The 12,120-nt window shown below is 51.8% G+C and carries 13 protein-coding genes; 9 read left to right on the top strand and 4 right to left on the bottom strand.

Annotation, left to right across the window (positions count from 1 at the left end):
- Positions 1–184 precede the first annotated feature (184 nt).
- Genes V7775_RS22940 through V7775_RS22950 form a run of 3 tightly spaced genes read right to left on the bottom strand, consistent with a single transcriptional unit; the run spans position 185 to position 1,594 of the window.
- Positions 185–571 carry a carboxymuconolactone decarboxylase family protein gene (locus V7775_RS22940; protein WP_335754268.1) on the bottom strand — a complete coding sequence of 129 codons (387 nt, stop codon included), beginning with the start codon at positions 569–571 and terminating at the stop codon, positions 185–187.
- A 29-nt stretch (positions 572–600) separates the two neighbouring features.
- Positions 601–897 carry a DUF1330 domain-containing protein gene (locus tag V7775_RS22945; protein WP_335754269.1) on the bottom strand — a complete coding sequence of 99 codons (297 nt, stop codon included), beginning with the start codon at positions 895–897 and terminating at the stop codon, positions 601–603.
- Positions 890–1,594: a GntR family transcriptional regulator gene (locus V7775_RS22950; protein WP_335754270.1), complete on the bottom strand. Its 705-nt coding sequence runs from the start codon at positions 1,592–1,594 to the stop codon at positions 890–892. Before V7775_RS22950 ends, V7775_RS22945 begins: the two co-directional genes overlap by 8 nt.
- Positions 1,595–1,697: 103 nt before the next feature.
- On the opposite strand from V7775_RS22950, the gene V7775_RS22955 reads away from it, so the two are divergent.
- From V7775_RS22955 to V7775_RS22975, 5 genes are read left to right on the top strand one after another with little or no spacing between them, the layout of a single operon-like run.
- The gene (locus V7775_RS22955; protein ID WP_335754271.1) at positions 1,698–2,300 is read left to right on the top strand and encodes an amino acid synthesis family protein; all 603 of its coding nucleotides are present in this window, start codon (positions 1,698–1,700) and stop codon (positions 2,298–2,300) included.
- Positions 2,272–3,084: an alpha/beta fold hydrolase gene (locus V7775_RS22960; RefSeq protein ID WP_335754272.1), complete on the top strand. Its 813-nt coding sequence runs from the start codon at positions 2,272–2,274 to the stop codon at positions 3,082–3,084. Before V7775_RS22955 ends, V7775_RS22960 begins: the two co-directional genes overlap by 29 nt.
- Positions 3,081–3,989 (top strand): flavin reductase, encoded by a 909-nt coding sequence (locus tag V7775_RS22965; protein ID WP_335754273.1) that lies wholly within the window; start codon positions 3,081–3,083, stop codon positions 3,987–3,989. Before V7775_RS22960 ends, V7775_RS22965 begins: the two co-directional genes overlap by 4 nt.
- A gap of 29 nt (positions 3,990–4,018) precedes the next feature.
- Complete coding sequence (locus V7775_RS22970) at positions 4,019–5,056, top strand: LLM class flavin-dependent oxidoreductase (RefSeq protein WP_335754274.1); 1,038 nt, start codon at positions 4,019–4,021, stop codon at positions 5,054–5,056.
- A 10-nt stretch (positions 5,057–5,066) separates the two neighbouring features.
- Positions 5,067–6,533 carry an aldehyde dehydrogenase gene (locus V7775_RS22975; protein WP_335754275.1) on the top strand — a complete coding sequence of 489 codons (1,467 nt, stop codon included), beginning with the start codon at positions 5,067–5,069 and terminating at the stop codon, positions 6,531–6,533.
- Positions 6,534–6,783: 250 nt separating this feature from the next.
- Here V7775_RS22975 and V7775_RS22980 read toward each other — a convergent pair whose 3' ends face one another.
- Positions 6,784–7,611, bottom strand: a complete 828-nt coding sequence (locus tag V7775_RS22980) for a cysteine hydrolase (RefSeq protein ID WP_335754276.1) — start codon at positions 7,609–7,611, stop codon at positions 6,784–6,786.
- 130 nt (positions 7,612–7,741) lie between these two features.
- Between V7775_RS22980 and V7775_RS22985 the strand changes: the two genes are divergently transcribed.
- The 4 genes from V7775_RS22985 to V7775_RS23000 all read left to right on the top strand — a co-directional run bounded on the left by V7775_RS22985 (position 7,742) and on the right by V7775_RS23000 (position 12,117).
- Complete coding sequence (locus tag V7775_RS22985; RefSeq protein ID WP_335754277.1) at positions 7,742–8,656, top strand: AraC family transcriptional regulator; 915 nt, start codon at positions 7,742–7,744, stop codon at positions 8,654–8,656.
- Between the two features lie 604 nt (positions 8,657–9,260).
- The gene (locus tag V7775_RS22990) at positions 9,261–10,346 is read left to right on the top strand and encodes a Hint domain-containing protein (RefSeq protein WP_335754278.1); all 1,086 of its coding nucleotides are present in this window, start codon (positions 9,261–9,263) and stop codon (positions 10,344–10,346) included.
- 487 nt (positions 10,347–10,833) lie between these two features.
- Positions 10,834–11,445, top strand: a complete 612-nt coding sequence (locus V7775_RS22995) for a hypothetical protein (protein WP_335754279.1) — start codon at positions 10,834–10,836, stop codon at positions 11,443–11,445.
- A 183-nt stretch (positions 11,446–11,628) separates the two neighbouring features.
- Entirely contained in the window at positions 11,629–12,117 is a 489-nt protein-coding gene (locus V7775_RS23000) for a twin-arginine translocation pathway signal (protein WP_335754280.1), read from the top strand.
- Positions 12,118–12,120 lie beyond the last annotated feature (3 nt).

A 12,120-nucleotide genomic window follows, 5' to 3' on the forward strand; every position in this document is an offset into this window, starting at 1 on the left:
GCGGGAGCCCCAACCCTTCCGTATAGTGAATATCCGCGCATTTGAAAAAGAGATGCATCAGGCTGCTGAGTATTCGCCCATGCAGCAGATGTCAGCCTTGAGCCCAAAGTTCCAAAAACCTGCGATGCGGTGAATAGTTACTTCGGGGGAACGTTCCAAATTGTTCACCCGACATGTGGGGATGTCATTCCAACTTTTCGTCAAATATCTTTCGTGCTGTACGAAAACATTCCAATCCCTGAGGTACGCCGCAGTAAATGGCGATCACATGAATGATGGCTCTGATCTCTTCTTTTGAAACACCATTGTTGATCGCTCCGCGACAGTGCAACTCCCACTCAGTCATCTTTCCCAAAGCACCGATCATCGACAGGTTCATCATAGACCTTGTTTTGGCATCAATTACATCATCACCCCACCCGAAACCCCAACACCACGCGGTCATAGCTTCTTGAAATGGCCGAGTGAATTCGTCGGCAGAGGCAAGTACACCTTCAACATACTTAGGTCCCAGCGTGGCCTTGCGTTGCCCTAACCCCTTTAAGAATAGGTCTTCATCAAAGGTATCCATGGGTTTTCCTTTCAATAGATTTGTTGGGTTTAGGAAGGCGGTAAGCCTTCGACAATCGCAATATTTGCAGTGCAAGCCTCAGTGCGGTGCCGCCGTGCGTCTTGATATTCGGGTGAATTGTAGCATGCGATAGCCTGTGCTTTGCTGTCGAATTCGATCACGATGTGGCGTTGCCATGCCTCCCCCTCAAGGGACTCGGCCTCTCCACCACGCGCTAGAAATCGCGCGCCGTATTTCTTAAATGCCGCAGGTGCCAGCTGTTGATAGCCAATGTATGTATTCGGGTCGGTCACCGTCACGAATGCGATCCAATATCCTTTAGGCATCTGTTGCGTCTTTCTTTTCTTCATCGCTCAAGACGCGTTGGGCAACTTGCGATGCATCGGCAATATGCGCGTTAACGGCGTTGCGCGCCGCATCAGGATTCTTGCTTAGGATTGCATCATGGATAGCTGTCATATGATCGATGCCAGCTCGTTCACGATCCTTGGCAGACAAGGTTAAGGCCCGCAGCCTGCTGATCCGACCATTGAGCCGTTGCACGATGTCCCAAGCGATGGTGTGACCCGCTTGCAGAAAAATGGCTTCGTAAAATTGAGTGCTTGCCTGCAATAGATCGGTCCAGGCGGTGTCATCCATTGTAGCCTTAAGCGTGCGCAATGCAGTGCTTAGTTGATCTGCAAACTCTGCATCATCCTTATCAGCACATGCCACCGCTGCTGCGCCTTCAAGCTGCCTGCGGATGTCATAAATTTGCTTGGCTTGGTTCCAGTTGAACGTTGCAACAATGGGTCCACGGTTGGGAATGATCTCAACCAAACCTTCGGCCTCAAGGAATCGGATTGTCTCACGGACCACAGTGCGACTTACACCCAACTGATCGCAAAGAGGGCGTTCCACAAGTCTCTCTCCGGGCACGAAATGCCCTTCGATGATCGCGTTTCGCATCCGGTCTTGCACGATATCGCGCAGTGTTTGCGGAGCCTTGTCAATTTTTTTCAGGACGGATTTTGCTGATACCATGTGGTTTTTCTTATCAGGGAGCGACCTTGGCAACAAGGGCTATTGACTGATGGTATAATGGTATACCATAGTTCGGTACGACTCATCTACAAAGGAAAACCCAGTGCCTGCCGAAATCAGAAAAACCCTACTTTATGTTGAAAACACACTGATCGAAGGCGGTAAGGCCGCGCAAACCCCTCTCAAGATGATTGCAGCCATTGCTGTGATCCGAAATCCTTGGGCGGGCCAAGGGTTTGTTGATGATTTGGGTCCGGCCATTCGGGATTGTGCGCCTGATTTGGGCGCTTTGCTAACCGAGATGGTGCTAGAGGCAGCAGGGGGCGGCGAAAAGGTTGAAGGATACGGCAAAGCGGCGATCGTGGGCCTCAATGGGGAAGTAGAGCACGCCTCTGCGCTCATCCATACGCTTCATTTTGGCAATCACTATCGCAATGCTGTCGGCGCAAAATCTTACCTGTCTTTTTGCAACACGCGTGGTCCGGCAAATGCGCCGTTGATGATCCCTTTGATGGATAAGAATGATGGCGGCAGGCGGTCGCACTATCTGACGATCCAAACTGCGGTGGCGGATGCGCCAGCAGCAGACGAGATTGTGATTGCATTGGGCGCATCTATCGGTGGCCGCCCCCATCATAGGATTGGCGACCGCTACCAAGACCTCAAGGAGCTAGGCCATGACGCTGACAACCCTGCGGCTGTCTAGCTCGACCCAAACGGTTGGCTACTGCGATCATGGTCAAGGCGAGCCGTTGGTGTTGATCCACGGTGTCGGGATGCAATCTGCGGCATGGGGTCCTCAGATTGCTGCGTTGGAAGGGGCATATCGCATCATAGCTCTTGATATGCCGGGCCACGGGGCCAGTGATCCTTTGCCTAAGGGCAGTGAACTGCCCGAATTTGTTACGTGGTGCCATGACGTTGTTCAGACGCTAGAGCTTGGCCCTGTGAACATAGCGGGACACTCCATGGGCGCGCTTATCGCCCTTGGATTTTCCGTAGGTTTTCCGGAGCTGACACGGCGCGTTGCGCTGCTAAACGGGGTGTATCGCCGGGATGATGTGTCTGCGCGCGCCGTGCAAGCGCGGGCGGTTGAGATCGGAGCAGGCAAGATAGATCTGGAGACGCCCTTGGCGCGCTGGTTTGGAAATACACCTGAAGAAATCACGGCACGCGCGCAAGTTGCTGCGTGGTTGAGCGAGATTGATCCATCAGGATATGCGACCGCCTACAGCGCGTTTGCACATGGTGACGCGACCTATGCGGATCAACTACCCCAGATTACATGCCCGTTTTTGGCGCTGACGGGGGATGGCGACCCTAACTCCACTCCCGCCATGTCAGCCGCCATGGCAGCGTTGGCCCAACAAGGGCAGGCAATCACCGTCAAAGGGCATCGCCACATGGTCAACCTCACTGCGGCATCTGAGGTGAACGCGCATCTTCTTACCTGGCTTAAACAACAGACATCACAGGAAGCATTGCTATGACACCGCTCGATCCACGCGCGTTGCGCACTGCATTTGGCACCTTTATGACTGGCGTGACCGTTGTGACGACCCATGGTGAAGACGGCGCACCTCTTGGATTTACGGCCAACTCATTTTCCTCTGTGTCTCTGGACCCGCCGATGGTTTTGGTCTGTCTCGCCAATTCTTCGCAAAACTATGATGCTTTGGTGAATTCTAGCGGGTTTGCCGTGAACATATTGGCCGAGACACAAATCGGGATTTCCAACAATTTTGCGCGCCCAGTTGTGAACCGCTTTGCCACTGTGGAATGGCACAAGGGGCCCTTTGGATCGCCGATCTTGGATGGGACATCCGCTTGGTTCGATTGTCAGATGCACAAGGTCGTTGAGGCTGGTGATCATGTGATCCTCATTGGGCAGGTTGAGGCTTTCGACAGTAACAGCGCGCCAGGTCTTGGCTATGCACGAGGAGCATACGTGACGCCGTCGACCACATCAGATGGTCTGGTTCAAAAAACCAATCTAGTCGTATCGGCATTGATAGAAAAAGACGGCCATGTCTTGTTGGTAGATGACGGCAAAGGCGGTTTGGCTTTGCCAGAACAGGTGGTTCATGGAGAAGGTGCCTCTGCTGCGGTTAAAACGCTTCTCGCGGCGACTGGCCTGAATGCAGAAGCGGGCTTTGTTTATTCGGTATTTGAAGACGTGGGCCGCAAACGCCAGCACATTTCCTTCCTGTGCCAAACAGCGGGAGGGGAGCCGAAGAATGGCGTCTTTGTGCCGCTAACCGGGGCTGCGCTGGATGATGTCACTGACCCGGCAATTCTAACGATGCTGGAACGGTTCGCGGCTGAATCCGCGATAGGAAGCTATGGCATTTACTACGGCGACCAAAAAAGCGGCGAAATTCGCCCTATTACTTAATTCGCCAATCACTTAACGGAGTTGATCACATGCGCTTTTCGCTGTTTGTCCATATGGAACGCACCTCACCTGATCAGGATCAAAGGCAGCTTTATAACGACTTCATTGCGTTGTCTAAAATTGCGGATGAAGGCGGCATGTACGCGGTCTGGACCGGGGAGCATCACGGTATGGACTTTACCATCGCCCCGAACCCGTTTCTCAATCTGATTGATCTGGCGCGTCACACCAAAAACGTGCGTCTTGGAACAGGCACGATTATCGCACCTTTCTGGCACCCGATCCGCCTCGCTGGTGAGGCCGCAATGACCGACTTGATCGTTGAGGGACGCCTTGATCTGGGGATTGCCCGGGGTGCCTATAGTTACGAATACGAACGTATGGTGCCGGGCATGGATGCATGGGACGCGGGGCAAAGACTGCGGGAATTGGTGCCAGCCGTTCAAGGGCTGTGGAAAGGCGATTATGCGCAGGAAGGTACTTATCATTCCTTTCCGGCAACAACCTCTTCACCGAAGCCTGTTCAAAAAGAAGGCCCACCCATCTGGATTGCTGCGCGTGATCCCAATAGCCACGAATTTGCGGTGTCTAACGGGTGCCATGTGCAGGTGACACCGCTTTGGCAAGGGGACACAGAGATCACGAGCCTGATGGACACATTCAATGCAGCTTGTGCCAAATTCCCAGATGAACCGCGCCCAGAGATCATGTTGCTGAACCATACCTATATTGCTTCTGACGCAGGCGATGCGGAGTTGGCAGCAGAGGAAATCAACCGTTTTTATTGCTACTTTGGCGCATGGTTCAAAAACGAACGCCCCGTTTCCCAAGGTTTGATCGAGCGGCTTACAGATGAAGAGATTTCAAATCATCCCTTCTATTCCGCTGAGGCCATGATGCGTGACAATGTCATCGCGACGGCAGATGATGCAATTACTCGGCTTAAAACCTACGAGGACATGGGCTACGACGAATACGCATTCTGGATCGACAGCGGCATGAGCTTTGAGCGCAAGAAGGCCTCGCTGGAACGGTTCATCAAAGACGTTATGCCAGCGTTTTCCTAAAGGATAGATTATGCAGCACTTTCAGCACTATATCGATGGCGTGTTCTCAGATGGATCCGCACAGTTCGAAAGCCGTGATCCCGCGACAGGGCAGGTTTGGGCGATGATGCCCGAGGCGCGCACCAATGATGTGAACGCTGCTGTGGAAGCAGCCCACGCGGCCTTCTTTGCACCAGAGTGGTCGTTAATGACTGCTACAGCGCGCGGAAAGTTATTGTACCGCTTGGCTGATTTGATTGCCGAGAACGCGCAGACATTGGCCGCTTTGGAAACACGCGATACTGGCAAGATCATCCGCGAAACCTCAGCTCAGATTGCCTATGTGGCCGAATATTACAGATATTACGCTGGTTTGGTTGATAAGATCGAAGGCGCGCATTTGCCCATCGACAAGCCCGATATGGAGGTATGGCTGCGCCGCGAACCTCTGGGCGTTGTGGCCGCGATTGTGCCTTGGAATTCGCAGCTTTTCTTGGCCGCAGTTAAGATCGGGCCAGCGCTTGCGGCAGGGTGCACTGTCGTGCTGAAAGCATCCGAAGACGGACCCGCACCCATGCTAGAATTTGCCCGTGTCTTTGATCAAGCAGGCTTCCCACCGGGAGTGTTGAACGTGATCACAGGTTTTGGTGCTGAGTGCGGTGCCGTTTTGACCCGCCATCCCAAAGTAAACCATGTGGCCTTTACGGGTGGGCCTGAAACGGCACGTCATATTGTACGTAATTCGGCTGAAAACCTGGCCTCCACCTCACTGGAGCTTGGTGGTAAATCTCCATTTATCGTCTTCGAGGATGTCGACATCGAGAGTGCGGTGAATGCGCAGGTTTCAGCGATCTTTGCAGCCACCGGACAAAGCTGTGTTGCCGGATCACGGTTGATCATATCAAACAAGATCAAGGATGTATTTCTTGCCCGCCTAAAGGAAAAAGCAGAGGCCGTTGTTATCGGTGCACCGGATGACATGGCAACCGAGATTGGGCCCCTTTGTACGGTTGGGCAACTCGATACGGCACTTGACCTTGTGGCGCGATCAAAAGGGGCAGGGGCAATCGTGATCACCGGAGGGCAACAACTGGACCGTGATGGAACCTATTTCCCGCCTACAATCATTGACTGTTCGCACGCGCCTGACGCACCTTGTCTTACACACGAATTCTTCGGTCCGGTCCTCTCAGTCCTCGGGTTTGACACCGAAGAAGAGGCGCTGAACCTCGCCAATGACACCGCCTTTGGTTTGGCATCTGGCGTCTTTACCAAAGACCTCACACGCGCCCACCGCATGATCCGTGGCATTCGCGCAGGCATTGTTTGGGTGAACACATACCGTGTCGTCAGCCCGATTGCGCCATTCGGCGGCCACGGCCTTAGCGGTCACGGGCGTGAAGGGGGGATGCAAGCAGCATTGGACTACACAAAGACAAAGGCAGTCTGGCTTCGCACCAGCGACGAACCGATCCCCGACCCATTTGTGATGCGTTAGGCCTCGGCGCATTTTCTAGAGAGGCGTCCAGATGCGGAGCACATTTTCAATGCACCGAAGGTTGGCTTTGGACAGGGGGCTCAATCGATTGAAGGGACACATGAATTGAAACGCTTAGGGGGAGCTTCATCTCCCAATGTCTTTCGATGTTGTTCGTTGTGCTGTCTTGCGACGGCAAACAGACAAAACTATCTGCGTTAATATTACTAGGATTGGGAGCGCCGCTAACGGCGACGCTCCGGTCTTTGATTTAGGATGCAGATTTGATCAATTCAACAACTTCTTCCGTTGTCCAAACGGCATTTGCCATAAACCGGAAATTGGTCAAAGCGGCAAGATAGCCATCTCCTTCAGGCAAAATCGCAGCCGCTGTTGCATCTTTGATCACAGCCACCTCAAAACCTTGCTCAAGTAACTCACGCATGTGAGATTCAGTGCAAAGATTGGCTGACATGCCGGACAGGATCACCTGATCCACGCCACGTTTGCGCAACTGCAAAGACAAATCATTGGTGTCATTCCCGTAAACTTTATGGGGGGACGTCACGATGGTTTTGCCATCATTGATGTACTTTTTGTACTCTGGCATCCAGTCTGCACCAGAATTTTCAAAACCCTCAAGATCAAGCGCGCCAGGGCGGTCGAACATACCGATTTTGTGCATCAGCTTTTCCAACGCACCCTCAAATTTCCAACCGTGGTCAGTAGGATAGTAATAGTGCGGTGAGACCGCAACTGTGATGTCTGCGGCCTTGGCAGCTATGAATAGCGCCTCGATATTGGCGACGGTGTTGTGTTCTGTCACGGATGGCCCAACGACGCCCCATGTCACGCCATCTGGGCTTAAGAAATCAACTTGTGGATCCGTTACGACCAATGCAGCCCGAGACAAATCAAGCACCATGTTGGAAGGTGGCAGCGCAGGTTCTGCAGGGTCTGCATAGGGATTTGCGGTTTGAGCTGAAGCTGGGCCAGCAGCCAAAACGGTCGCTGCAGCGGTTGCCGTGATAGCCATGCCACCCCGCAGCGCTTCGCGTCGGGACAGGTGGTTGTGGTCCGGATCATTACAGTTACACATTGTCTTATCTCCTAGATAGGGTTGGGTCATGCAGATATATTGCCACTACCCATGTGCCTTTTCGTCCTGTTAATGTCCTATTTCACTACTTGACGTATCCGTTCATCCGAAAGCAGTGCATATTCGCCCAATGTCTTATGAACACATCTTCAATGAACTTGAAATAACGACTGATCCATTCGCCCTGTGCGAATTGCGCGGTGAATGCAATCTGGGCCTCGGACGTGAACCGACGGCCACCTTGCATTACTTTTTATCGGGAAAAGGTGAAATAACGTTGCGGGGCCGAAGTCCGGTTCAGGTCGCACGCGGATCAATTGTTCTCATTCCAGCAATGCAAAGCCATGTTCTGCGAAGTTTTGGTGACAACTCTGATCCACTCCCAACCTGCCGGCCGGCAGAGCTTGACCTCGCTCGGATGATCAAATCCTCCGACAAAGCGCCCGACGGTCAACTGACGGCCCTTTGTACCCATGTGACCATCGGCTTGCGTGGTGCAAAAGACATCGTGGATTTGGTGCGCGAGCCGATGGTGGAATGTGTCTCACCCGGCAGTCGGATGGAGCAGCCATTATCTCGTCTCATAGATGAAGTGTCCCATCCCGGTCTCGGCAGCCGCGCCATGATCCGAGCAATTTTACTTGAATGTATGATCGATATGTTGCGGTCACGGCTTGCGGCCCAAGATCAGGCGCTGGCGTGGATGGCTGCCCTAAAAGACCCCAGCGTGTGGAAAGCCCTGCGCGTAATGTTAGATGAACCCGGACAAGGGCATTCAGTTGAGAGCCTCGCTGATGCAGTTGGCATGAGCAGATCTGCTTTTGCAAAGCGATTTTCCGACGCCTACGGCAGCGGCCCTATGGAGTTGCTGCGCGATTTACGGATGCGGATGGCAGGTACACTTTTGAAAGAAACGGATTTACCAGTAAAACGTGTGGCTGAGATGGTTGGATTTTCCAGCCGCAGCGCCTTTTCCCGCATGTTCGAGGCCAAGATCGGACAATCACCACGTAGCTTTAGGGCATCTTGTCACTTAGTTGAATAACAGACATTTAGAGCCGCAATGGTTGACCAATCTTGATTGGTTGTTCAGTTTTGAGTTATGATAAATTCACCGTTAAGGAATTTGAAGCTACTTGGCTAAAGTACAATAGAGAAGTTGCTGGTAGTATCGATTGGTTGGCCAGCGAATGGGTCGTCGGTGCTTCAATCGATTGGACACATAGACGGCCAAAGAAGCTGAAAAGTTGGGTATCGGTCCTCTAGAATCCCTCCTGAATGAATGTTTTAAAGGATTTGTCACAGTCGCTTTTGGACAAGCCGCCCAAAGCAGTTCCTTCGCGCAGGCGCTTAATTGCATATACTCTCCTGACGAATTTGAAAAAGACTTCAATAGGCGTTTGGCTCAATTAAATTCAAGCGAAACCTAAGGAACACTTTGGGGGCGAAGTGGAGGTTGGCAGTGTTGAGCTCCTACAAGGGAATTGTATTCGTGTTATTGATTTTCGTAAATTAACCCGACTACTCACACCACCAAAATCGTTGTTCTCGGTTATCCAAATATCAACTCCCCTAAATTATCCTACGCTCACGTAACGGTATTATTAAGCGGGATGAGGGTCTGGTATGGTGCCTCTTGGGTGCAAGAAATGTCTATAGCAACAGCGCAATTTATACATATTGGACAATTTGCTGATTTGGATCCCGACGAAACAAATTACTCCAGTGAAAACCCAACTCCAATCCTCCAGTCTTTTAGCCAGAATGACATAACAACGACAGAAGTGACCCAAAACGACGCGAATAATGACGGTCAGCTTCAAGAAAATGACAATGGCCAAACGGCCGACACATTTACATACGATGTGGGTAACGGACCAATAACAAGTGGCTTGGATAATGTAGCGCGGTACAGCGCAAATTATGTTGATGAGAACGGCACCTCCCAATCAACTACTGTCAGTGTCTATCAGACAGAAAATGGAGATGTTTTCGTTAAGTTTCCGAACGATCTCCAAATCAGTAGTATGGAGATTACGGGAAAAGTAGCGGACGGGTATTCCAGTATCACCCAAGGGACAAGTTCATCGAGCCGTGTTGTTTGTTTTGCACTTGGGACTTACATCCAAACGCCCGATGGTCATCGCAAGATAGAAACGCTTCGTGTGGGCGATCTTGTTGTTACTCTCGACCATGGGGAACGTCCAATTCGCTGGATTCACCGAGCAAAGCAGCCCCTAAACATAGTTGAACGTGATGCTAAACCTGTTCTCATAGAACAGGGGGCTCTTGGGGCGGATAGACCAAACCGAGATTTGGTTGTTTCTCCGCAGCACCGCATTTTGTTAGGGGGAAGCGGACAATTGGAAAATACTTTTCCTGAAGAGGTTTTAGCGCCAGCCAAAGCGTTAACAACGCTTCAGGGTATCCGCCATATGAATGGAAAGCGTGACATTACTTGGGTACATTTCGCGTTTGATAAGCATGAAGCGGTCTATGCGAACGGTTGTGTCGCAGAGTCGCTGTTGTTTGGCCCTATGGTCTTAAACGGACTTTCTGACACTCAAAGGCTGGTGCTTTTAGATATGTACGGACCAATTACACATCAAAATGAGCCGCTGAACGGCCCAGAGATCCGACGATGCGCCTCAATAAAGGAAATACGGCAACAGCTTCACATCAAATCGAAGATGCGATCTTTGCGGCACATCGCTCCAATTGGCTCATTTCAATAAGGTTCCTCAGTTCGATCAAATTCTTCACAATAGCTTCTAATGCTAAATATCCGACATCTTAGGACGTTGGTAAAGGGCGCCATGCCAATTGGTGGTGACAGGTAGGTTCCCACAAATAGGATCATCAAGCCTAACTCCAATAACGTATTTCCAAGAACATTTCGAGAATGCTAAGCAGGGTGTGCTGCGAAAAAAAATTGCGCTGGCGAGGTTCCCATGGAGCGCATAAGAGCCACAGCGATCAGGCCGTCCTTAGAAATACAGTGATTTTGGGCTCATGCCGTCAATAGCGTTAAATTCACAAGATTTTGACCAATCGCTTAATCTGTTTTTTGGATCAAAGGGGCTGTGCAAGGTTTGAAGAATTAAGCTGGATCATGTTCGCATTAATCCGCCGATTTCCTCTGATACGGGAATGTGATTTCAGGATCGACAAGTTTGCAGTTTACCCTAAGCGTAATTTACACACACGCATTGGAGTGCCCAAATGAAATCTGTTATCCTCGCCGCCACGCTCGCGCTTAGTCCATTTGTGGCTCAAGCCGATGGGCATGCAACGATGTCATTTTTCATCACTTCCACGGGCCCTGGTGACGGTGCCAACCTTGGTGGATTGGAAGGGGCAGACGCGCATTGTGCTGCTTTAGCAGATGCTGCAGGAGTTACAGGTAAAACATGGGCGGCTTATCTGTCTGCTGATGGCGTTCACGCCCGTGACCGCATCGGGGAAGGACCATGGGTCAATTATAATGGCGTTACTGTCGCTACCAATCTCGACAACCTTCACGATGCAGCTGCCAACGCATTGAGCAAAGAAAACTCGGTCTCTGAGACTGGCGAACAGATCAATGGCCGTGGCGATGCGCCCAACATGCATGACATCTTGACGGGATCTAATGCTGCGGGAATGTCCACTGGTGCGAGCTGTTCGAATTGGACATCTAATGCGGATGGGTCCGCAACCGTTGGTCACCATGACCGCACGGGCGGTGGCGCTGATCCAACTTCGTGGGTTGCTTCACACGGATCTCGTGGCTGTTCACAAGAGAACCTTCAAGGCACTGGTGGTAACGGCCTATTCTACTGCTTCGCTAAGTAAATAGGCAAAGCACTTTGGGTGCCGATAGCTGAGAGTGCTTTGCACGGCTTCACGCAGTCGAGGACCGCTCAATGGGTGCTTTGTAGCGGGGTGGTATTTAGTCTCAAATGAATGCGATGCGGCACTATCCAATAGCCCCGCTTGATCGCAATAGGGACGAGATGCCGGATAGGAGAAAATGATATGATCAAGCGCTTGAAAACCCGACGAGCCCTCCTTGTAAGTGGTGTTGCACTGGTTGCGTCCAGCGCATCTGGACTGCTGACGCCAGCAGAAGCGCAAGGGTGTGCTCCGACACCGACAATGCGTGGCGGGTCCAACAATTATCTGCCTGGCGCCCCGATCGTCGATCGAATAGGGGGCGGCGGGTTCCGGATGACAGGCACTGTTCGGCGTGCTGGTGATGGTGCGTTACTTGCTCATCAGCGCATCCAAGTATGGGCGCACACAACTGAAGGACATGAGCGCGACCCACAAAGCCATGGCGCCACGCTTACGGACGCGAATGGCGTGTTTCAGCTAGATATGCCCCAAATTGTTCCTGCGTTCGGTCAGGCCCATGGTCACCTCGCATATGACGGTGATGATTTTGAAACCGTCTTTCTCCGCCCTGTGATGCAAAACGCGAATGATACGAGTCTTAATGTGGACTTTGTCCTGCAACCAGCTTGACCA

It is taken from the genome of Sulfitobacter sp. (genome assembly GCF_036960155.1).
Taxonomy (GTDB): domain Bacteria; phylum Pseudomonadota; class Alphaproteobacteria; order Rhodobacterales; family Rhodobacteraceae; genus Sulfitobacter.

Bases quoted from the DNA above. Each gene is read 5' to 3' on its own strand.
- V7775_RS22940 (WP_335754268.1), bottom strand. From the start codon at position 571: ATGGATACCTTTGATGAAGACCTATTCTTAAAGGGGTTAGGGCAACGC.
- V7775_RS22945 (WP_335754269.1), bottom strand. From the start codon at position 897: ATGCCTAAAGGATATTGGATCGCATTCGTGACGGTGACCGACCCGAAT.
- V7775_RS22950 (WP_335754270.1), bottom strand. From the start codon at position 1,594: ATGGTATCAGCAAAATCCGTCCTGAAAAAAATTGACAAGGCTCCGCAA.
- V7775_RS22960 (WP_335754272.1), top strand. From the start codon at position 2,272: ATGACGCTGACAACCCTGCGGCTGTCTAGCTCGACCCAAACGGTTGGC.
- V7775_RS22965 (WP_335754273.1), top strand. From the start codon at position 3,081: ATGACACCGCTCGATCCACGCGCGTTGCGCACTGCATTTGGCACCTTT.
- V7775_RS22970 (WP_335754274.1), top strand. From the start codon at position 4,019: ATGCGCTTTTCGCTGTTTGTCCATATGGAACGCACCTCACCTGATCAG.
- V7775_RS22975 (WP_335754275.1), top strand. From the start codon at position 5,067: ATGCAGCACTTTCAGCACTATATCGATGGCGTGTTCTCAGATGGATCC.
- V7775_RS22980 (WP_335754276.1), bottom strand. From the start codon at position 7,611: ATGTGTAACTGTAATGATCCGGACCACAACCACCTGTCCCGACGCGAA.
- V7775_RS22985 (WP_335754277.1), top strand. From the start codon at position 7,742: ATGTCTTATGAACACATCTTCAATGAACTTGAAATAACGACTGATCCA.
- V7775_RS22990 (WP_335754278.1), top strand. From the start codon at position 9,261: ATGTCTATAGCAACAGCGCAATTTATACATATTGGACAATTTGCTGAT.
- V7775_RS22995 (WP_335754279.1), top strand. From the start codon at position 10,834: ATGAAATCTGTTATCCTCGCCGCCACGCTCGCGCTTAGTCCATTTGTG.
- V7775_RS23000 (WP_335754280.1), top strand. From the start codon at position 11,629: ATGATCAAGCGCTTGAAAACCCGACGAGCCCTCCTTGTAAGTGGTGTT.